This window comes from Hanstruepera sp. CR43, from assembly GCF_055227665.1.
This window is the reverse complement of the sequence record NZ_CP200078.1, coordinates 400,960-422,787: the sequence shown is the minus strand read 5'-3', so window position 1 is coordinate 422,787 and position 21,828 is coordinate 400,960. Positions and strand designations below refer to the sequence as shown.

Annotated in this window: 13 protein-coding genes and 3 pseudogenes; 11 read left to right on the top strand and 5 right to left on the bottom strand. The window is 38.6% G+C overall.

The window, feature by feature from the left end:
* The first annotated feature begins 10 nt into the window (after window positions 1-10).
* From ACKXGU_RS01895 to ACKXGU_RS01875, 5 genes are read left to right on the top strand one after another with little or no spacing between them, the layout of a single operon-like run.
* Window positions 11-970, top strand: a complete 960-nt coding sequence (locus ACKXGU_RS01895; protein WP_463466394.1) for a YheT family hydrolase — start codon at window positions 11-13, stop codon at window positions 968-970.
* A 39-nt stretch (window positions 971-1,009) separates the two neighbouring features.
* Window positions 1,010-2,548, top strand: a complete 1,539-nt coding sequence (locus tag ACKXGU_RS01890) for a YifB family Mg chelatase-like AAA ATPase (protein ID WP_463466393.1) — start codon at window positions 1,010-1,012, stop codon at window positions 2,546-2,548.
* Between the two features lie 46 nt (window positions 2,549-2,594).
* Window positions 2,595-3,113 (top strand): hypothetical protein, encoded by a 519-nt coding sequence (locus ACKXGU_RS01885; RefSeq protein ID WP_463466392.1) that lies wholly within the window; start codon window positions 2,595-2,597, stop codon window positions 3,111-3,113.
* Between the two features lie 50 nt (window positions 3,114-3,163).
* A complete protein-coding gene (locus ACKXGU_RS01880; protein ID WP_463466391.1) occupies window positions 3,164-3,829 on the top strand; it encodes a hypothetical protein in 666 nt (221 codons plus the stop codon).
* Window positions 3,822-4,661, top strand: coding sequence for a sensor histidine kinase (locus ACKXGU_RS01875; RefSeq protein ID WP_463466390.1), 840 nt, complete (start codon window positions 3,822-3,824; stop codon window positions 4,659-4,661). Before ACKXGU_RS01880 ends, ACKXGU_RS01875 begins: the two co-directional genes overlap by 8 nt.
* On the opposite strand, the pseudogene ACKXGU_RS01870 reads toward ACKXGU_RS01875, so the two are convergent.
* Window positions 4,656-5,352: pseudogene (locus ACKXGU_RS01870) on the bottom strand (RluA family pseudouridine synthase). The gene ACKXGU_RS01875 and the pseudogene ACKXGU_RS01870 sit on opposite strands and share 6 nt — an antisense overlap.
* Entirely contained in the window at window positions 5,352-6,170 is an 819-nt protein-coding gene (gene panB / locus ACKXGU_RS01865) for a 3-methyl-2-oxobutanoate hydroxymethyltransferase (protein ID WP_463466389.1), read from the bottom strand. The pseudogene ACKXGU_RS01870 and the gene panB overlap by 1 nt, the downstream one beginning before the upstream one ends.
* A gap of 120 nt (window positions 6,171-6,290) precedes the next feature.
* Between panB and ACKXGU_RS01860 the strand changes: the two genes are divergently transcribed.
* The gene (locus ACKXGU_RS01860; protein WP_463466388.1) at window positions 6,291-6,749 is read left to right on the top strand and encodes a nuclear transport factor 2 family protein; all 459 of its coding nucleotides are present in this window, start codon (window positions 6,291-6,293) and stop codon (window positions 6,747-6,749) included.
* Between the two features lie 66 nt (window positions 6,750-6,815).
* Window positions 6,816-7,607, top strand: a complete 792-nt coding sequence (locus ACKXGU_RS01855; RefSeq protein ID WP_463466387.1) for a porin family protein — start codon at window positions 6,816-6,818, stop codon at window positions 7,605-7,607.
* A 5-nt stretch (window positions 7,608-7,612) separates the two neighbouring features.
* Here ACKXGU_RS01855 and ACKXGU_RS01850 read toward each other — a convergent pair whose 3' ends face one another.
* The 3 genes from ACKXGU_RS01850 to ACKXGU_RS01840 all read right to left on the bottom strand — a co-directional run bounded on the left by ACKXGU_RS01850 (window position 7,613) and on the right by ACKXGU_RS01840 (window position 10,595).
* Window positions 7,613-9,037 carry an L-serine ammonia-lyase gene (locus ACKXGU_RS01850; protein WP_463466386.1) on the bottom strand — a complete coding sequence of 475 codons (1,425 nt, stop codon included), beginning with the start codon at window positions 9,035-9,037 and terminating at the stop codon, window positions 7,613-7,615.
* A gap of 75 nt (window positions 9,038-9,112) precedes the next feature.
* Complete coding sequence (locus ACKXGU_RS01845) at window positions 9,113-9,601, bottom strand: hypothetical protein (protein WP_463466385.1); 489 nt, start codon at window positions 9,599-9,601, stop codon at window positions 9,113-9,115.
* Window positions 9,602-9,644: 43 nt separating this feature from the next.
* The gene (locus tag ACKXGU_RS01840; protein ID WP_463466384.1) at window positions 9,645-10,595 is read right to left on the bottom strand and encodes a BamA/TamA family outer membrane protein; all 951 of its coding nucleotides are present in this window, start codon (window positions 10,593-10,595) and stop codon (window positions 9,645-9,647) included.
* A 337-nt stretch (window positions 10,596-10,932) separates the two neighbouring features.
* On the opposite strand from ACKXGU_RS01840, the pseudogene dnaK reads away from it, so the two are divergent.
* The 4 genes and pseudogenes from dnaK to ACKXGU_RS01820 all read left to right on the top strand — a co-directional run bounded on the left by dnaK (window position 10,933) and on the right by ACKXGU_RS01820 (window position 21,745).
* Window positions 10,933-12,889, top strand: a pseudogene (dnaK, locus tag ACKXGU_RS01835) (molecular chaperone DnaK).
* Between the two features lie 135 nt (window positions 12,890-13,024).
* A pseudogene (locus ACKXGU_RS01830) lies at window positions 13,025-13,974 on the top strand (NAD(P)H-dependent flavin oxidoreductase).
* 185 nt (window positions 13,975-14,159) lie between these two features.
* Window positions 14,160-14,963 carry a T9SS type A sorting domain-containing protein gene (locus ACKXGU_RS01825; protein ID WP_463466383.1) on the top strand — a complete coding sequence of 268 codons (804 nt, stop codon included), beginning with the start codon at window positions 14,160-14,162 and terminating at the stop codon, window positions 14,961-14,963.
* A gap of 473 nt (window positions 14,964-15,436) precedes the next feature.
* On the top strand, window positions 15,437-21,745 hold the full coding sequence (locus ACKXGU_RS01820; RefSeq protein WP_463466382.1) for a T9SS type A sorting domain-containing protein: 6,309 nt from the start codon (window positions 15,437-15,439) through the stop codon (window positions 21,743-21,745).
* Window positions 21,746-21,828 lie beyond the last annotated feature (83 nt).

The following is a 21,828-nucleotide window of genomic DNA, read 5'->3' as shown; positions in this document are numbered from 1 at the left end:
TTAAGCAAATATGCCCATAGTAGAATCATCATACAAAGCACCTTTGTTTTTTAAAAATGGTCATGTGTCAACCATTTATTCGGGTTTGGTTCGTCGGGTTCATGGAGTGGAACAAAGCAGAGAACGCATAACACTTCCTGATGGCGATTTTTTGGATTTAGATTGGAGTCATGCTAGTTCCAATTCCAAAAAACTGATTATTGTGCTGCACGGTTTGGAAGGTCATGCTCAAAGACCTTATATGACTGGTGTAGCAAGGTTATTCAACAATAATGGTTATGATGCGGTTAGTGTTAATTTTAGAGGCTGTAGTGGTGAGGATAATTTAAAATATCGTTCTTATCATTCGGGTGCCACGGAAGATTTAGTAGCTATTATAAATCATATTTTAGAAACCAAATCCTATCCCGAAATCATCTTAAACGGATTCAGCCTGGGCGGTAATATGTTGTTAAAATACCTAGGAGAGCGTGATACTATCCCAAAAGAAATAAAAGCGGCCATCGCAGTTTCGGTTCCTTGTGACTTACATGGTTCGTGTAAAGAGTTACATAAGTTCAAGAATGTGGCTTATCATGAAAATTTTAAAAAATATCTTGTTAGCAGACTTCGCAAAAAACAAAAAAAGCATACTGATGTGTTATCTGTTGAAGCAATAAATTCGATAAAAACGCTCAAGGATTTTGATGATGTCTACACGTCCAAAGCACACGGTTTTACAGACGCTTTAGATTATTATGCGCAATGTAGTAGTCTGCAGTTTCTACATAATATCCATACACCAACCTTAATTATCAATGCCCTGAACGATTCCTTTTTGTCACCGGAATGTTACCCAGTTAAAGAAGCCAAGCAAAATCCTGATTTGTTTTTAGAAATGCCAAAACATGGAGGTCACGTGGGTTTTCATTTGTATGGCAAGCATTATTATAATGAAAAGCGAGCTTTAGAGTTTGTTCAGGATTTATAATTGAAAAATTTTCTTACATTTATTCTAAACTAATGGTCTATGCTTAAAAAAGTTTTTGCCAGTGCGGTGTTTGGAGTTGAAGCCTCAACGGTTGTTGTTGAGGTAAATGTTGACAAAGGCATTGGATATCACTTGGTTGGGCTACCAGATAATGCCATTAAGGAAAGTAATTTCAGAATAGCTGCGGCACTTCAAAATAACGGTTATAAAATTCCAGGGAAAAAGATTATCATTAATATGTCACCTGCCGATTTACGTAAGGAGGGTAGTGCATATGATCTAACCTTGGCCATTGGTATTTTGACTGCTTCGGATCAAATTAAAGCCGATAATCTAGAAGATTTCCTGATTATGGGTGAGTTATCCTTGGATGGTACTTTACAACCCATTAAAGGTGCATTGCCCATAGCTATTAAGGCCCGTGAAGAAGGTTTTAAAGGTTTTATATTGCCAAAGCAAAATGCTAAAGAAGCGGCTATAGTTAATAATTTAGAAGTTTTTGGAGTTGATAATATCAAACAGGTCATTGATTATTTTGATAAAGGAGAACCATTAGAACAAACCATAGTCAATACACGTGAAGAGTTTGAAAAACAGCTCAATTTTCCAGAATTTGATTTTAGCGACGTCAAAGGTCAGGAGGGTATTAAGCGTTGTATGGAAATTGCAGCGGCAGGAGGCCATAACATCATTTTAATTGGTCCGCCAGGAGCAGGTAAAACTATGTTAGCTAAACGATTACCGAGTATTCTGCCTCCCATGACATTGAGTGAAGCGCTGGAAACCACTAAAATTCACTCCGTAGTAGGTCGTGTTAAAGAAAATACCGGATTGATGTCTCAAAGACCCTTTAGAAGTCCACATCATACGATTTCAAACGTGGCCTTGGTTGGTGGTGGTAGTTATCCACAACCAGGCGAAATATCCTTATCACATAATGGCGTTTTGTTTTTGGATGAATTGCCCGAATTTAAAAGGGAAGTGTTGGAAGTCATGCGCCAACCATTGGAAGATCGGGAAGTTACGATTTCTCGAGCAAAATTTACCGTCACTTATCCATCGTCATTTATGTTGGTTGCCAGCATGAATCCGAGTCCTGGAGGGTATTTTAATGATCCAGATGCCCCAGTAACGTCTTCACCAGCTGAAATGCAGCGTTATTTGAGTAAGATTTCAGGACCTCTATTGGATAGAATTGATATACATATTGAAGTAACACCTGTTCCCTTTGAAAAATTATCGGATGACCGCAAATCAGAATCATCGGTAGACATTAGAAAGCGCGTAACGGCTGCCCGAGAAATACAAACCAAACGATTTGAGGATTCTGATAAAGTACATTATAATGCCCAAATGAATACCAAACAAATTCGTAAACACTGTCAGTTAGACGAAGCTTCAATGCAGCTATTAAAAACGGCTATGGAACGATTAAATCTATCGGCTAGAGCTTACGATCGGATTTTAAAAGTCGCTCGTACTATTGCTGATTTGGAACAGTCAGAGAATATTAATGGCAACCACATCAGCGAGGCTATTCAGTATAGAAGTTTAGACAGAGAAGGTTGGTTGGGCTAATTTTTTTGTTAACTTTAAGAATAATAATAACCAAACAGAAATAAACATGAAAAAACTATCATTACTTGTTGTTGGTGCCTTAATAGGTGCTCTGGCAACCTACTATTTATGTCCCGGCTGTGCTGGAACCACAGAAATGGCAGTAGCGCCAATTGTAAAACCATCAGGTGTCATAACTTCCAATCAGGCTAAAGTCTTGAGTTCAGCTTATAATGTTCGTTATAATCTAGTGAGTGATTCCATATTTGGAGGTCCTAATTTAGATAATCGCTCATCTTGGTATTCACTAGTGGATATGAATGACTATTTACGTTATGCTGATAGCCAAGCGACAGCTTTAGGTTATGATATGGATGGTATCCGCATTTATTTGGGCGCGCATCCAGATGGTAAAACGCCAGGTTATACGACTATGTTCATGGTTCCAACAGGTAGTGAGTCCTTGTCCGAAGGAAATAGCTCTTTCTTTAATTTTAAGCGAGCTGGGAGTGGCGATATTCCTGGAGGTGATGGTTTGAATGGAGGAACAGACGGCAATCCACCATCGGCTAATTATCCACAATAATTTAGAGCATATTGTTTGATTTTTTAATAGATCATAGTACATCAATTTTTTTGATTCTAGAAATTTTAGCAGCTGTAACAGGTATTGTTTTGTTTAAGAAATACCAAGGAACAGCTGCTGAATATTTCATTTATTTCCTAATATATATTGTAATCTACGTAATCATTGGGAAATATTCTCATTATGTTAGAGATGATGGCTTTTTGAGCTTTTTGGAAGGAACTTTATTTGAAAAAAATTACTGGTGGTTCACCATTTTTTGGAAGATAGGTGGTACTGTTTTTTTTGGGTGGTATTTTCAGAAAATTTTAAAAAGTAAAAAATCAAAAAGTTGGTTGAAATATTCTTTAGTCATTTTTTTATTTATTTCTGTTTCTGAAATAATTTACACGTTTCCTGATTTTTTTAAAACCTCAATTCCACTAGTGAGGCTCTCAAGTTTAATTGTTATTCTGCAATGTGTTTTTTATTATTTTTTGGAAGTATTGCAAAGCGATAAAATCTTATACTTTTACAGATCGCTAGGATTTTATATCAGCTGCGCCATCTTAATTTTATGGCTAATTCAAACCCCATTAGTGTTTTTCGAAGATTATTACAGTTTAAGGGATAAGAACTATATTAATTTAAGAAATAGTATTAATTTAATAGGCATTTCATTTATGTATATAGCATATACAGTAGGTCTAATAGTTTCCAATCCCGATTATGATTAGTTTATTTTTAAAAATAGCACAGGAACAACCTTTTATATCTACTTCAGCCGAGCGTAACCTGTTGATGTATATGGTTGGTGTTTTATTAGTGTTATGTACTTTAATCATCATATTTTTTGTGGTTTTTCAAAAGCGAAAAAACAAACTCATTTCAGATAAAATAAAACAACAACAAGCCTTTGAAGAAGAAATTTCCAATACTCAAATTGAAATTCAGGAGCAAACTCTTAAAAACATTGGTCAAGAATTACATGATAATATTGGTCAGTTGCTGTCTGTTGCCAATATGCAGTTAAGTATTATGGCCACTTCCGTAGATGAAATCATTAAGGACCAGTTTACGGAAACCAAAGACGTGGTCAAGAATAGTTTACAGGAAGTAAGGGCCTTATCCAAATCCTTGAATACAGACGTTATTGCCAAAAAGGGTTTTCAAGCATCAATTCAAAATGAGATTGATCGATTGAACAGATTACAAATTTTAAAGGCTGAATTAACTGTTTCAGGTAACCCAGAGTCGTTTCAAAATCAAAAGGACAGCATCATTTTATTTAGAATATTTCAGGAATTTTTATCAAATACCATTAAATATGCTTCAGCTGAAAACTTTAAGGTTTCCATTCAATATTTTGATGACAAACTTATTGTAGAAGCTGAAGACAATGGAAAGGGCTTTGATGCTAAAACAGTGGAGCATGGAGCAGGCTTAATCAACATGAAAAATAGAGCTGATTTGATAAAAGCCGACTTCAAACTTTATTCTAAAGCAGGTGAAGGAACCAAAATGGTAATTAGTTATCCGTACCGACTAGCTCAAACCATCGAATTATAAACAGGCATTCCACGTTGGATCATCAGGTAATGAAGCCACAACAGAAATAACTTCATTAGATACTGGATGCGTAAACTCTAGTTTTCGGGCGTGTAAACTAATACTGCCATCTTTGTTGCTTCTGTCAAATCCATATTTTAAATCCCCTTTTATAGGGCAGCCAATACTAGCCAGTTGACTTCGAATTTGATGGTGACGGCCTGTCTCCAAGGTAATTTCCAATAGGACATAATTGTCTAATGCTTTCAGAATAGAATAGTGGAGAATAGCTTTTTTGGAACCTTCAGTTTCTTTAATGTAGGCTGTGGATTTGTTATTTTTTGGATTCTTTTTTAACCAATGTACTAACGTTTCTGCTGTTTTGTTAGGTACATTTTTCACCAATGCCCAATAAGTTTTGTTAGCTTTTTTATCAGCAAAAAGCTTGTTGAGTCGCGGTAATGCTTTACTGGTTTTTGAAAATAAGACGATTCCCAGTTGTAGGTTTATCCAATCGATGTACAACACCCAAATAAACATTTCCAGGTTTGTTGTATTTGTCTTTTAAATAATCTTTAACGACATCACTTAAAGGTTTGTCTCCTGTTTTATCTCCTTGAACAATATCGCCAGCTCGTTTATTGACAATAATAATATGATTATCCTCATATAAAACTTGAAGATTGTCCTTATTTGACAGAGTTTTTGACACTAGTACTGTTCTTTGTCACTCGGGAAGTCCAGTGATTTTACATCATCAACATATTGCGAAATGGCTTTGGTCATTTCTTCATAAAGATTCATGTATCTGCGGAGAAATCGAGGATTAAATTCATGGGTCATACCAATCATATCATGTAAAACCAATACCTGTCCATCGACGCCATTACCAGCACCAATACCAATAACAGGAATACTCACGCTTTCAGCTACTTCTTGCGCCAGTTTTGCTGGTATTTTTTCCAAAACAATCGCAAAACAACCTGCTTTTTCTAGCATTAAGGCATCTTCCTTTAATTTTTTAGCTTCTTCTTCTTCTTTAGCTCTTACCGTATAGGTTCCAAATTTATAGATAGATTGCGGTGTCAATCCCAAATGTCCCATAACAGGTATTCCGGCGTTTAAAATTCGTTTTATGGATTCTTTAATTTCTTTACCACCTTCCAGTTTAACGGCATGACCACCCGATTCTTTCATTATTCTGATAGCAGATCGAAGGGCTTCTTTAGGGTCACTTTGGTAACTACCGAATGGTAAATCAACCACCACTAAAGCTCGATTTATGGCTCTGATTACAGATGACGCATGATAAATCATTTGATCTAATGTAATGGGTAAAGTTGTTTCATGGCCAGCCATAACATTACTGGCTGAATCACCAACTAGAATAACATCAACACCTGCACCGTCAACAATTTTAGCCATGGTGTAATCGTAAGCAGTGAGCATGGAAATTTTCTCACCTTTTGATTTCATATCAACCAACGTTTTGACCGTTATTCTTTTGTATTCCTCTTTAGCAACAGACATAATGATGTTTTAGAATTTCTAGTTTGTAAAAATACTAAATAGATATTTAGTGTTAAACTTTTCTTTAAACGATTATCAATATACCATTGATGTAGTACATTAGTTAAAACGAAACTAATTATGCAACGATTTATATTCTATTTAACCGTACTATTATCCACTACTATGTTGGCGCAAGAGTCTGCCGAACAGGATGCAGAACAGACCATAAAGACTTTTTTTGAAGGTTTTCACAAAGGCGATACCACACTTATGAAATCCGTTATGATGGACAAGGTTTTAATGCAAACTGTATACAAAACCCAGGAAGGTAAGGATGTTTTAGTTACAGATGAGCCTGGTAAACTAATCACAGCAGTGGCAACACGTCCAGCTGATCAAAAATGGGAAGAAAAAATATTGGGTTATTCCGTTCAGGTGGATGGTAATATGGCCAATGTTTGGACACCTTATGAATTTTGGTTTAATGGTGATTTCAGTCATTGTGGTGTAAACTCGTTTCAATTGTTTCATGACAATGGTACCTGGAAAATTGTTTATCTCATTGACACCCGAAGAAGGCAAGGTTGTCAAGATTGATATTTTAATTTGTTTTATGACCAAAATAAGTTGATATTTGGTTGAACTAACTAACTATCTTTTTTGATGCAAAAAATTACGCTTGCTTGCTTGTCATTCTTTTTGTGTTCTGTGTTGTTTGCACAGGAAGCAGAAAATTCGATTGTAAATGATTCACCTAACCGTGTTAAAATTGGAATTAAAGGTGGGTTGAGTTTGCCCTCCTTAAGTGACAATTCTGATAATATTTACACTGAAAATTTTAAATCGTTTGCATCATTTGAGGGAGGCGTATTTGTTAATTATAGTATCAGCAAGAAGTATTCACTGCAATTGGAGTTTAACCATGCTAAAAAGGGTGGTGAACGCACAGGCTTTCAACCTATACCACAATCAGCAATAGAAGGGCAAATTCCCCCTGGTTCTGGAATTGAATTGCAAGAGGATACATTTTTTTCTGCTGATTTCAAGAATCGTAATGAACTCCAATATTTCGAAATTCCTATATTATTCAAAATGACTATTGAGAAAAATCAATGGGATTTTTTCGCCAATGCTGGTCCCTATATTGGGTTTTTATTCAAAGCCACTCAAATAACCAGTGGAAGCAGTCCAATTTATTTTAAAGATGATAGAGATTTCTTGTTATTTCCGGAATCATCATTTGATGCAGAAACGGATGTTAAGGACAGCTTGAACGATATCAATTTTGGAGGATCTTTGGGTATTGGTGTTTCAAGAAATATTTCGGTTAAGTCAGCTTTTATGTTTGAAGTTCGTGGTACCTATGGTTTTATCCCTCTACAAAAGGATGAAAAATTTGGAAAAAGCCGAGTCGGCAGTGTCCTGTTTTCGTTAGGGTATATTTACAGTTTGTAGTTTCTTTAGCAATCGGATAGATTAACCCCTACTGCCAAACCACCTTCTGAAGTTTCCTTGTATTTGGAATTCATGTCCTTGGCGGTTTCCCACATAGTCTGTACTACTTTATCAAGTGGAACTTTGACATTATTTGGGTCTGTATCCAATGCCAATTCGGAAGCATTGATGGCCTTAATAGCTCCCATAGCATTGCGTTCAATACAAGGAATTTGTACAAGACCGCCAATCGGATCACAGGTCATACCCAAATGATGTTCCATAGCAATTTCTGCTGCGATTAATACCTGTTCAGGCGTACCACCTTGTAGTTCACAAAGTGCAGCGGCAGCCATAGCGGATGACACACCAATTTCTGCTTGGCAACCTCCCATGGCTGCCGAAATGGTTGCTCCCTTTTTAAAGATACTGCCTATTTCGCCAGCTACTAACAAAAAGCGCTTAATATCATCGAAATTGCCATCATGGTTTTCGATAACCAAATAATACATTAAAACAGCAGGAATAACGCCAGCACTACCATTGGTAGGAGCTGTGACTACGCGACCTAAAGAGGCATTGACTTCATTGACGGCCAAAGCAAAACAACTGACCCATTTGATGATTTGTCGGAATTTAACTTCTGTGTTTCTAATGGATTGAATCCACTCAATGGGATCATCGTATGGATTATCACCAATTAAATTGTTATGTATGTCAAAGGCCCGTCGTCTGACATTTAAACCTCCAGGTAAACTGCCTTCAGTGTGGCAGCCTAAATACATACATTCCAACATAGTATTCCAAATACGCTGTAATTCAAAATCAATGGTATCTTCTGACCTTATGGATTTTTCATTTTCCAATACAACCCCTGAAATAGGTAATTGCAATTGATTGCAAAAATTCAATAATTGCTCACCGTTTTCAACGGGATATGGGAATGTACAGTAAAAAATAATTTTGTTGGCTTTGGATATTTTGCGTTCCTCCTGAACCACGAAGCCTCCCCCAATGGAATAGTAGGTAGACTTATAGCCTCTGCCATTTATAGTCGCTGTAAATGTCATGCCGTTTGAATGAAAAGGCAAGAACTTCTTGTTAAATACAATATCCGTTTCTGGATCGAACTTTAAGGTTTTTTCATTATTAAAGATGATATTGCCAGAGTTGGAAATGGCGTTGATAACCACATCAATGGTTTCTGTGGGGATGAGTTCGGGATCGGCACCACTCAAACCGAGCATTACTGCCAAATCTGTGGCATGTCCCTTTCCAGTTAATGACAGGGAACCGTAGAGATCAACTTTAATACTTTCAACTTTGTCAAACCTATTTTTGTCCTTAAGTTCCTTAATCCAGCGTTCAGCCGCTCGCCAAGGACCTAAAGTATGGGAACTTGATGGCCCAACACCAATTTTTAGCATGTCAAAAACCGAAATGGACTCCATAAAAGCGATTTGTTATATTAAGTCACAAATATACATTTAGTTCTTAAGCGAAGCATAAAAAGGTAAGGTTACTAATTAATGTTTTGTAAACTCCTTAATATTATAGGCATTCATGACAGCATCCAAATCGGTATAGAGTTGTTTCCCAACATCTTCAGCAGGCACAACAATGACTCTGAAGACTTGATTTTGAGTCCAAACGGGATCCAATAAATTAAAATTTACAGTTCCATCAAGAAAGAAACGAACGTCTTCACGTGTAAAATCATAATTGTAAACTAAGGATCCTTCGTCAAATTCTACCGTTTGTGGTAACAAACGCCAGATTTCTTGACCGTTTATGACATCCCATAAAATGTAAACGAGGACACCATCGGCAGGATATAACGTAAACCCATAGGGTTCTATATATTCATAATTGTTAGCCGAATTAAAATCTATTTCAATTTCGAAAGCTGGAGCAATTATAGTACCGCCATCTTGACCTGGAGGTCCTTGTGGCCCTTCACAAGAGATGATTGTAACACTTAAAAATGTTATTAGAACAAACAATATTTTTTTCATAATAGATTCGTTTTTGATTCGATCTTAAAAATAATAATAATTATTAGAAAGCTTCACCAATTCTGAAATTAATACTCCAATCATCTTTACCAATAGCGCCATCTAATCCTATATTAAACTTCACTTTCTTAAAAGCGCTATAACGATAGCCCACACCAATTCCAGGATAGGCCTTCCAGTCAAAATCTTCAGTGTAAGACCCATAAAGGGTTGCTAGTCCAGCAAAACCAACTAGGCCCATTTTATTATTAAAATTATAACGGTATTCACCTTGTAAAGCTAAAACACCATTACCGCGGTACTTACCTTCGCTATAGCCACGAATATCTTTATTTCCAATAGTTTCTTGTTGCTGAAAAGCAATATCCCCAAGACCAAAAGTACCCGAAAAGCGAGCAGCGAGAACATCCCGACCTGTTTTCATTGGGAAATATGTATTGTATTCGGCAGTTATTTTTTGAGCTTTTGCATCGTTCCCAAACCAAGTGGGGAATGATATGAATTTAATAATAGAATTAATGCCTTTGGTCGGATAATATACAGCGTTTCGGGTGTCATATAGCACATTAAATTCTATGCCGTTCGTTTCTGTAATATCTTCGGGCTGTATATTGTTTTCGTAAACGGTGTCATAATGGGCATAGGTATAAGTCAAACCGCCATATAAATGATTAATGATTTTACGTTGTACTCCTACACTAATAACAGTGATTTTGGTACCGTAATCATAAAATCCTGGCGAATAATAATCGTCAATATAAAATTGAGAATTATTATCACCGGTTACCCCAAATAATTTGGCACGCCAAGAATCTTCTTTAAAATACCATTTGTTGAAGAACGCTACAAAATACGATTTGTTGGTAGTGTACACAGCCGAAATACCAGAAATTGATTTTGGAGAAACGATATCCTTTTGATTGGTTTTATACATAATCATAGGGATGGCACCAAACATAAATTCCAAATTTCGGTTATAGCTTAAAAAGGGCATAACGCTGAATTCAACTTTTTTCTTGGAATTGAGTCTTGTTTTGTTTGCGCTGATGATAGGTACGAACAACATAAGGCAAAAGCAATAATGAGAAGAGTATTTTTCATATGTCTTTAAGTCCTATCAATATATTATGATTTTTTTAAATACAGAAAGTTTGAATTAAATTTTATGTTGTGATCTTATGTTTTTCGAAGAGCAGTAGTGAGATTCTCTTTCTCTGACAGCTTGTCAGTATAAAATATGTTGGCATAATGATTGACTTATACAAACCGAATAAAATTGAACACAACGTTTTCGAAAATTCGGAAATTATAAAAACAAATAAAAACAAATTATGAGTAAAATTATTGGAATCGATTTAGGTACAACGAACTCTTGTGTTTCTGTAATGGAAGGTAATGAGCCAGTTGTAATTCCTAACGCAGAAGGTAAGCGTACAACACCATCTGTAATCGCTTTCGTAGAAGGTGGTGAGATTAAAGTTGGTGACCCTGCAAAGCGCCAAGCGGTAACTAACCCAACTAAAACCGTTTATTCTATTAAGCGTTTTATGGGAAATAAATATTCTGAATCTAAAAAAGAAGCAGAACGTGTACCTTATAAAGTAGTTAAAGGTGACAACGATACACCACGAGTTGATATTGATGGTCGTTTATATACACCACAAGAATTGTCGGCTATGATTCTTCAAAAAATGAAGAAAACAGCTGAAGATTATTTAGGACAAGATGTGAGCCGTGCTGTCATTACAGTACCAGCTTATTTTAACGATTCGCAGCGTCAAGCAACTAAAGAAGCTGGAGAAATTGCAGGTTTAAAAGTTGAACGTATTATCAATGAGCCTACTGCAGCAGCTTTGGCTTATGGATTGGATAAAAAAGGAACAGACCAAAAAATTGTGGTTTTTGACTTTGGTGGTGGTACACATGACGTCTCTATCCTAGAATTAGGAGATGGCGTTTTTGAAGTATTATCAACTGATGGTGATACCCATTTAGGTGGTGACGATGTTGATGAAAAAATCATCAATTGGTTAGCAGAAGAGTTTAACGCTGAAGAAGGTATGGACTTACGTAAGGACCCAATGGCTTTACAACGTCTTAAGGAAGCAGCTGAAAAAGCAAAAATTGAATTATCATCGTCTGCTCAAACAGAAATTAACTTGCCTTACGTAACTGCTACAGCCAGTGGACCAAAGCACTTGGTACGTACATTAACACGTTCTAAATTTGAGCAGTTAATAGATGATTTAGTAAAACGTACAATTGAGCCTTGTGAATCTGCATTAAAAGCAGCCGGTTTAAGTAAGAGTGATATTGACGAAGTTATTTTAGTTGGTGGTTCTACACGTATTCCTGCTGTACAGGAGGCTGTAGAGAAATTCTTTGGTAAAAAACCAAGCAAAGGTGTAAACCCAGACGAGGTTGTGTCATTAGGAGCTGGAATCCAAGGTGGTGTATTAACAGGTGATGTAAAAGACGTTCTTTTATTAGATGTAACACCATTATCTCTTGGTATCGAAACTATGGGTAACGTGATGACCAAGTTAATTGAAGCGAATACAACCATTCCAACTAAAAAGAGTCAAGTATTCTCAACAGCTGCAAGACAATCAGCCTTCCGTAGAAATTCATGTACTACAAGGTGAGCGTCCTATGGCAGCGGACAATAAAACAATTGGTCGTTTCCATTTAGATGGCATTCCACCAGCACAAAGAGGTGTACCACAAATTGAAGTAACGTTTGATATTGATGCCAACGGTATCATTAAAGTATCAGCAACCGATAAGGCCACTGGTAAATCTCAAGATATCAGAATTGAAGCATCTTCAGGATTAACAGAAGAAGAAATCCAAAAGATGAAGCAAGAAGCTGAAGCCAATGCAGATGCAGATGCTAAAGCAAAAGAAACGGCTGATAAATTAAATAGTGCTGACGCTATGATTTTCCAAACGGAAAAGCAATTAAGCGAATTTGGCGACAAGTTATCTGATGATAAAAAGAAACCAATTGAAGAAGCACTTGAAGAATTGAAGAAAGCATACGAAACTAAAGATATCGCGGTCATTGATCCAGCTTTAGAAAAAATAAACGAAGCTTGGAAAGTAGCGAGTGAAGACATGTACAAGGCTCAAGCTGAAGCCCAACAAGGTGGAGCAGGAGCGGAGCAACCTCAAGGGGATGCTGGTTCATCAAATGAAAGTAGCGATGTCGAAGACGTAGACTTTCGAAGAAGTCAAGTAGCCTGTTTTGAGCGGAGTCGAAAGATAGACTTTGAAGAAGTGAAATAATTTGACAATCAGAGTATAGTTAATAAATACGATTAGTTTGAAAGCGCAATCAGAAATGGTTGCGTTTTTTTATTTAAAACTAAAACTATGCACGCATAGTAAATTACCTTATATTTGTCAGAAACATAATCTGCGATGCAAACAAAATTGACAGAACTACTTAACATCACCCATCCCATTATACAAGCCCCAATGTTTTTGGTGTCCAATACAGATATGGTTACTGAAGCCATGAAGTCTGGGATAGCGGGTTGTATTCCTGCATTAAATTATAGAACGTTGTCTGAATTACGTGCAGCCATAAAGGAACTAAAAACAGCTAAAGTAGAAGGTGGGTCTTTTGGATTTAATTTAATTGTTAATAAATCTAATGTTAAATATAAAGAGCAATTGCGCGTGCTATGCGAAGAAGGATGTGATTTTATCATAACATCCCTTGGTAGTCCTGAAGAAACCATCAGAGAGGCCCATGCCGTTGGTATTAAAGTATTTTGTGATGTAACCGATTTACATTTTGCGCAAAAAGTAGAAAGACTTGGCGCCGATGCTGTTATCGCTGTAAATAATGAAGCAGGTGGACATCGAGGTAATCTGTCTCCACAAGAAATCATTACAACATTAAAAGAGCATGTATCCATTCCAGTCATTTCTGCTGGTGGTGTAGGATGTAGGGCTGATGTGGATAAAATGCTTGAATATGGAGCTGAAGGTGTTTCGGTTGGAAGTCCGTTTATTGCATCAAAAGAAGCTAATGTGACCAATGATTATAAACAAGCCTGTGTAGATTATGGATCTGATGATATTGTTGTAACCGAACGTATATCAGGTACATCCTGTACGGTTATCAATACACCTTATGTTCAAAAGATCGGAACTGAAATCGCCATGGCTTGAAAGAACCTTGAATAAAAATCGAAAACTTAAGAAATGGGTTAAAATGCTCCGTTTTTACATCGGAATGAAAGCAACTCGAGAAAGCAGCCCTAAAAGCTACTTATAAAACGGTTTGGGTTGCTGGACCAAGTATTGAACATACTCATGAAATTTTACCTGTTAAGGATATTGTTAAGAATCTGATTGCATAATTATATATTTGCAAAAAATGACTCTCCAATAAATTGCTCATATTCAATATGACAAAATAAGATTTGGACTACAAAAAAAGTATTATTCTTACAAAATACTTGCATTTTATCGAAAAAAAATGTCGTTTCAAAGATAAAAGTATCACTTTCTATACTTTTAGACCATCAATTTAATAGCAAAGATTATGAAACGAAATTTACTCTTTTTAATAGCAATGTCTTTTTTGGCTTTTGGAACCATGTCAGCCCAAACGACTATATGGTCTTCAGATTGTGAGGATTTAACAGGTTGGTCCGGAGAAGATAATGACGGAGATGGCTCTAATTGGTTCTACTATTCAGGTGGTGAAACATTTGGTTTTCAATCGGGACGTTTTTATGGATCGCCTTCAAGCTCTATGACGCCTGATAATGCTTTATTGACCCCAGCATTTTTTATTCCCAATAATGCAGGGGATATTAAGCTAATAGTGAAAGTAGCATCTTCAAGTGCTACAAGCTATTCTGAATCATATGCCATTTATATTCAAGAAGTTGGAGTAGGAAGTCCTTATGATAATTTATTGTTTGAGGAAACTTTAACACAAGGAGGTCCTGCAACTGCCACAGATGTGGAGGTAGCCATTCCTGATAGTTATGCCAATAAATCGGTAAAACTCATTTTTAGACATTATAATTGTAGTAATCAAGACTACCTTTTGATGGATGATTTTAGAGTTCAATATTCTAATACGCTTTCAATAACTGATAATCAATTTGAAGGTTTTTCAATGTTCCCGAATCCGGTTGTTAATGAACTGAATTTTAAAACCAATCAACCAATATCCACTATTCAAGTTTTTAATATCTTGGGAAAACAGGTTATTATGAAAAAGGGTGATGACATTTTAAACAATAAACTGAATGTTTCCAACTTGACTCCTGGAGGATACTTGATTAGAATAGAAATCAATAATACCATTAAAACCTTTAAGTTCGTAAAAAAGTAATTTTTGAATTTTTTAGTTTAAAAGGTCATAATCATGTTATGACCTTTTTTTTTGTTAATAAAAATCAGTCATCTTGTAGGATTACATCTACAATATTGAATTTTTAATAAAATTTATACAGTTTCATTGGGAATTCTGAAATAACAGTGTTTAAAAGGGTTTACAATGCATTATTGGTTTTAACTTCTTGTTTTTTAGTCATTTATAAATAAAAAAATTTTGTCAATTAGTATTAATTGTATTAATTTGTAGTACTCCTCAAGAAATTTATTAATAGCAATATATTGGTTATAGCAAAAATTGAATGAGCACATGGTAACAATGTGGTCATATCAGTTCGCGCCATTTCTACCAGTTCTTTTACACATAACTTACTTGTTTATGCAAAACGAGGGTTTAACAAATATGTAAGTTATGATGAATTACAAAATTACTTCAATCAAGGATTTGTTCTTAGACAAAATCCTTTAAAAATGCTATTATGTTGGTGTTTGTTTTTAGGCTTCATTCTAAATTCAAGCATTCAAGTACAAGCGCAATCAGTTCCGTTAGGATCGTCACTACACGTCAACTTTGGTGTAGATGCCGATATCTATTCAGGACTGTTTTCATTTAGTCCAGATTCTGGCGTGGGAACAGACGATTGGCTACAAGGTGCATCCGGTTTGGGTGTTATTGACGAAACCAATGCCGCCGATATTGCGGAATTGGCCTCTGGGGCAAATGTTGCCAAAGAGTTTAGAATGTCGGTTCCAGTGTATACTGTGGTCAATGGTGATACATGGATTGATGCCGTATATATTCGGGATCAGAATACACAAGGAGGCAATATGGATGCTAATGTCTTTGGTGCCAGTGACGACAAAAATTTTGATGATCCAACAACTTGGACCATTAAAGAAGGGGATGTGCCTCAAAAAAATGATATCATAGATATTTATGCACATCTGCGTAGAGACTCTGATGCTGTCTTTCCAAATAATGATGATCAATGGGCATTTGCTGCAGCTTCAACCCGAAGCGATAATGGTACAAGCTATATTGATTTTGAATATTTCAGAGAAAAAGTAATCTATATTCCTGATGAAGATGAAGTGCCAGCTGATAATAACAATAATGGAACTTTAGTAACAGGAGGAACAGATTGTGGACACACATCTTATGATTTTGATCCAGTGAGTGGTGCAGTCATTACTCATGGAGATATAATATTATCAGCTAACTATACTAATGGTGGATCCGTAGCTGATGTCAGATTATATGCATGGATTGATAGTAGTGATTTTCCAGGTGGTTACGCAGCTTTCAATAACTTACCATTCAGACCATTTAATTTTGGTGATGAGAATGGTAATTTTGAATTTTATAATTGTAATAATGATAATAATATACCATTTGGGTATGCCAGAATTTCTTTGAGATCTGATATAACTGGAGAAGCAGCGATTTTTGCGCAAGTAAATACTTCTGCAAACGTGGCGGCTCCGTCATGGGGTACCATAGCGCCTAATGGCAGTTTTACTAATCAGTATGTTTCCCCTACGCTTGCAGAATTTGGTATTAACGCAACCCTTTTAGGATTAGATACCAGGTCTACAACAGGTGATTGCCAATCTCCTCTTGGAAGTGTGATTGTTAAAACACGTTCTTCAGATTCTTTTACGGCTGAATTAAAAGATATGGCAGGTCCTTTTGATTTAGGAGATACGCCAGAATATACAGTTTCTTTAGCCGGTGGCGATTTAGATTGTTTCATGACTGAAGTTATTCTAACAGCTACTCCAGCACCACCGGGAACATATACTTACGAATGGTACAAGGATGATGTATTAATTCCAGGTACCGATCCAAACTCTAATACTTACGCCGCCACTGAACCTGGGGTTTATAAAGTGTTTGCAACAGTTATGATTGCTGGTGAACCTGGTTGTACGGCAGAAAGTGAAGAGTTTACTGTTAATAGTATTAATACCGCTGAAACTTTAATTCCAAGTTGTCCTGATACAGATTCAGTAAGTTGTACGGATGACATAGATACTAGATTTAGTGATTGGAGTGATGCAGCAGGCTTTACTTATGAAGGTGGCGGTGGAACTGTTGTTGAATCGTTTACCTATTATATAGATGACGAGGAAGTAACTTTAGAAAATTTTGCCGCTCCAAGTATTTGTGGTGGTGGCGTAGCTAAAATAAGATACACAGTTACTGATGATTGTGAACAAGATGAGTTCTGTGAAACGACATTTACTGTGGCTGCTGATTCAGAGGACCCAACAATCACCTGTCCATCAGGTGGCGATTTGGGCTGTAACCCAGAGCCAGGCGAATATGCACCAGGTCAAGCTGATTTCACAGATAACTGTGGTGTGGCCGATTCAGGTGTAACCCCAGGAACACCAACAGCGGATGCTGAAGGCTGTGGCTGGAGCGTGACGCATACCTATTGGGTAGAGGACAACTGTGGCAACCAGAACAGTTGTACACAAACATATACTTGGACCGTGGATAACGAAGCACCAAGCATCACCTGTCCATCAGGCGGCGACTTGGGCTGTAACCCAGAGCCAGGCGAATATGCACTAGGTCAGGCTGATTTCACAGATAACTGTGGTGTGGCCGATTCAGGTGTGAACCCAGGAACACCAACAGCGGATGCTGAAGGCTGTGGCTGGAGTGTGACGCATACCTATTGGGTAGAGGACAACTGTGGCAACCAGAACAGTTGTACACAAACATACACTTGGACCGTGGATAACGAAGCACCAAGCATCACCTGTCCATCAGGTGGCGACTTGGGCTGTAATCCAGAGCCAGGCGAATATGCACCAGGCCAGGCTGATTTCACAGATAACTGTGGTGTGGCCGATTCAGGTGTAACCCCAGGAACACCAACAGCGGATGCTGAAGGCTGTGGCTGGAGTGTGACGCATACCTATTGGGTAGAGGACAACTGTGGCAACCAGAACAGTTGTACACAAACATACACTTGGACCGTGGATAACGAAGCACCAAGCATCACCTGTCCATCAGGTGGCGATTTGGGCTGTAACCCAGAGCCAGGCGAATATGCACCAGGTCAGGCTGATTTCACAGATAACTGTGGTGTGGCCGATTCAGGTGTGAACCCAGGAACACCAACAGCGGATGCTGAAGGCTGTGGCTGGAGCGTGACGCATACCTATTGGGTAGAGGACAACTGTGGCAACCAGAACAGTTGTACACAAACATACACTTGGACCGTGGATAACGAAGCACCAAGCATCACCTGTCCATCAGGTGGCGATTTGGGCTGTAATCCAGAGCCAGGCGAATATGCACCAGGCCAGGCTGATTTCACAGATAACTGTGGTGTGGCCGATTCAGGTGTAACCCCAGGAACACCAACAGCGGATGCTGAAGGCTGTGGCTGGAGCGTGACGCATACCTATTGGGTAGAGGACAACTGTGGCAACCAGAACAGTTGTACACAAACATACACTTGGACCGTGGATAACGAAGCACCAAGCATCACCTGTCCATCAGGTGGCGATTTGGGCTGTAACCCAGAGCCAGGCGAATATGCACCAGGTCAGGCTGATTTCACAGATAACTGTGGTGTGGCCGATTCAGGTGTGAACCCAGGAACACCAACAGCGGATGCTGAAGGCTGTGGCTGGAGTGTGACGCATACCTATTGGGTAGAGGACAACTGTGGCAACCAGAACAGTTGTACACAAACATACACTTGGACCGTGGATAACGAAGCACCAAGCATCACCTGTCCATCAGGTGGCGACTTGGGCTGTAACCCAGAGCCAGGCGAATATGCACCAGGTCAGGCTGATTTCACAGATAACTGTGGTGTGGCCGATTCAGGTGTGAACCCAGGAACACCAACAGCGGATGCTGAAGGCTGTGGCTGGAGCGTGACGCATACCTATTGGGTAGAGGACAACTGTGGCAACCAGAACAGTTGTACACAAACATACACTTGGACCGTGGATAACGAAGCACCAAGCATCACCTGTCCATCAGGTGGCGACTTGGGCTGTAACCCAGAGCCAGGCGAATATGCACCAGGTCAGGCTGATTTCACAGATAACTGTGGTGTGGCCGATTCAGGTGTGAACCCAGGAACACCAACAGCGGATGCTGAAGGCTGTGGCTGGAGCGTGACGCATACCTATTGGGTAGAGGACAACTGTGGCAACCAGAACAGTTGTACACAAACATACACTTGGACCGTGGATAACGAAGCACCAAGCATCACCTGTCCATCAGGTGGCGATTTGGGCTGTAATCCAGAGCCAGGCGAATATGCACCAGGTCAGGCTGATTTCACAGATAACTGTGGTGTGGCCGATTCAGGTGTGAACCCAGGAACACCAACAGCGGATGCTGAAGGCTGTGGCTGGAGCGTGACGCATACCTATTGGGTAGAGGACAACTGTGGCAACCAGAACAGTTGTACACAAACATACACTTGGACCGTGGATAACGAAGCACCAAGCATCACCTGTCCATCAGGTGGCGACTTGGGCTGTAATCCAGAGCCAGGCGAATATGCACCAGGTCAGGCTGATTTCACAGATAACTGTGGTGTGGCCGATTCAGGTGTAACCCCAGGAACACCAACAGCGGATGCTGAAGGCTGTGGCTGGAGTGTGACGCATACCTATTGGGTAGAGGACAACTGTGGCAACCAGAACAGTTGTACACAAACATACACTTGGACTGTGGATAACGAAGCACCAAGCATCACCTGTCCATCAGGTGGCGATTTGGGCTGTAACCCAGAGCCAGGCGAGTATGCACCTGGTCAGGCTGATTTCACAGATAACTGTGGTGTGGCCGATTCAGGTGTGAACCCAGGAACACCAACAGCGGATGCTGAAGGCTGTGGCTGGAGCGTGACGCATACCTATTGGGTAGAGGACAACTGTGGCAACCAGAACAGTTGTACACAAACATACACTTGGACCGTGGATAACGAAGCACCAAGCATCACCTGTCCATCAGGTGGCGACTTGGGCTGTAATCCAGAGCCAGGCGAATATGCACCAGGTCAGGCTGATTTCACAGATAACTGTGGTGTGGCCGATTCAGGTGTAACCCCAGGAACACCAACAGCGGATGCTGAAGGCTGTGGCTGGAGCGTGACGCATACCTATTGGGTAGAGGACAACTGTGGCAACCAGAACAGTTGTACACAAACATACACTTGGACTGTGGATACCACATTACCTGTTATCACAACAAATGCAACGAGTGGTGATTTAGGATGTAATCCTGAAGTTGTACCACCATTATTCAAGGTTGATGATAACTGTCTGGATAGTGAAATGGAACTTCAATCAAGTACCGAAGGTCCAATGAATCAAGGTTGTTCATACAGTCAAACATGGACTGCTAATTATTCGGATGCTTGTGGCAATGCTGCTCAAGAAGTCAGCGTTACTTACACTTGGACAGTTGATACCGAGGCTCCAGTTATTACAACTAATGCCGCTAGTGGTGATTTAGGATGTAATCCTGAAGTAGTCCCACCAATGTTCAAGGTTGATGATAACTGTTTGGATAGCGAAATGGAACTTGAGGCAAGTACTGATGGTCCAATGAACGAAGGCTGTTCATATAGTCAGACATGGACAGCGAATTATTCGGATGCCTGTGGTAATCCTGCTGAAGAAGTCAGTATTACATACACTTGGACCGTTGATACGGAAGATCCAGTAATTTTATGTCCGGAAGATTTACCATCCTTGTGTAATGATGAATTCCCATCATTAACGGCAACGTGGTCTGATAACTGTTCTGAAGGCGGTACACTAACATTAGATGGTCCGACAAGAATAGAAACTTCTCCAGATGGCTGTTCTGAAATTGGCTACTACGACTTTGAGGTTTATGACGAATGTGGTAATCTAGGAACAGAAACCTGTTCAATTACAAGAGAGTTTGATGTTATAGGTAACTGTGAAACAGCTTTTGCGAAAGCAGAAAAAGGTGATCAGTGCTTTATTCCAGAATTCAGTCGCTGGGGTTGGACAAACTATATGTCTAATTACGGTGACTATACCATGGATTTATGGGCTGGTGCAGCACATTGTGATACTAACAGAGGTAATTTAGTCGGAACAGTTTACGTTAAATATACAGCTTCTGAAGTATTAGTGACTTATAGTATGGTTGAAGGCTATGTTATGAGTGAAGCTCACGTTTATGTAGGTTGTGAACCATATCCAAGAGGTCGCGGACGTGGAGCTGCTTATACGGTTGCTCCTGGACAATACCCATTCAATCCATCAATCTCTGGATATGTTCAAGATTATACGGTTGCAATTAGCAATACTATGGGCGATAACTCTCAAGGTATTTACATTATTGCTCATGCTGTGACTTGTGAGATAGTGTGTATGTGTAGTTCATCTGAAGAAGAAGTTTGTTCAGATGACAATGGACATGTAAGTACATATACAGGACGTTTTAATTGTGAAGGTGATGGTGGTACAATGAATATCACATCAATTATCAACTCATTTAGAGCGTACCCAGTACCATTTGATCAAGAAGTTAATATAGCTTATGAGATTAATTATGATACTGATGTAACCCTTGAAGTATTTGATATAAAAGGAACATTGATTCAAAGAATCGATAATGTGACTTATCAGAAAGGTGTTGAAGCTATTAGTACCATAGATATGTCTAAAACAGACAATCAATTCTACTTTGTTAGAATAACCACTAACAGAGGTACAGTAATTAAGAAAATTGTGTCTAAAAGTCCCAGACGCAGATAATGATTAATTATTAGCGAAGAAAGAAAAAGCCCAACTTTAGATAGTTGGGCTTTTTTTATATCACATGTCATAACATGTCAGCA

Bases quoted from the DNA above. Each gene is read 5' to 3' on its own strand.
- ACKXGU_RS01895 (WP_463466394.1), top strand. From the start codon at position 11: ATGCCCATAGTAGAATCATCATACAAAGCACCTTTGTTTTTTAAAAAT.
- ACKXGU_RS01890 (WP_463466393.1), top strand. From the start codon at position 1,010: ATGCTTAAAAAAGTTTTTGCCAGTGCGGTGTTTGGAGTTGAAGCCTCA.
- ACKXGU_RS01885 (WP_463466392.1), top strand. From the start codon at position 2,595: ATGAAAAAACTATCATTACTTGTTGTTGGTGCCTTAATAGGTGCTCTG.
- ACKXGU_RS01875 (WP_463466390.1), top strand. From the start codon at position 3,822: ATGATTAGTTTATTTTTAAAAATAGCACAGGAACAACCTTTTATATCT.
- panB (WP_463466389.1), bottom strand. From the start codon at position 6,170: ATGTCTGTTGCTAAAGAGGAATACAAAAGAATAACGGTCAAAACGTTG.
- ACKXGU_RS01860 (WP_463466388.1), top strand. From the start codon at position 6,291: ATGCAACGATTTATATTCTATTTAACCGTACTATTATCCACTACTATG.
- ACKXGU_RS01855 (WP_463466387.1), top strand. From the start codon at position 6,816: ATGCAAAAAATTACGCTTGCTTGCTTGTCATTCTTTTTGTGTTCTGTG.
- ACKXGU_RS01850 (WP_463466386.1), bottom strand. From the start codon at position 9,037: ATGGAGTCCATTTCGGTTTTTGACATGCTAAAAATTGGTGTTGGGCCA.
- ACKXGU_RS01845 (WP_463466385.1), bottom strand. From the start codon at position 9,601: ATGAAAAAAATATTGTTTGTTCTAATAACATTTTTAAGTGTTACAATC.
- ACKXGU_RS01840 (WP_463466384.1), bottom strand. From the start codon at position 10,595: ATGCCCTTTTTAAGCTATAACCGAAATTTGGAATTTATGTTTGGTGCC.
- ACKXGU_RS01825 (WP_463466383.1), top strand. From the start codon at position 14,160: ATGAAACGAAATTTACTCTTTTTAATAGCAATGTCTTTTTTGGCTTTT.
- ACKXGU_RS01820 (WP_463466382.1), top strand. From the start codon at position 15,437: ATGCTATTATGTTGGTGTTTGTTTTTAGGCTTCATTCTAAATTCAAGC.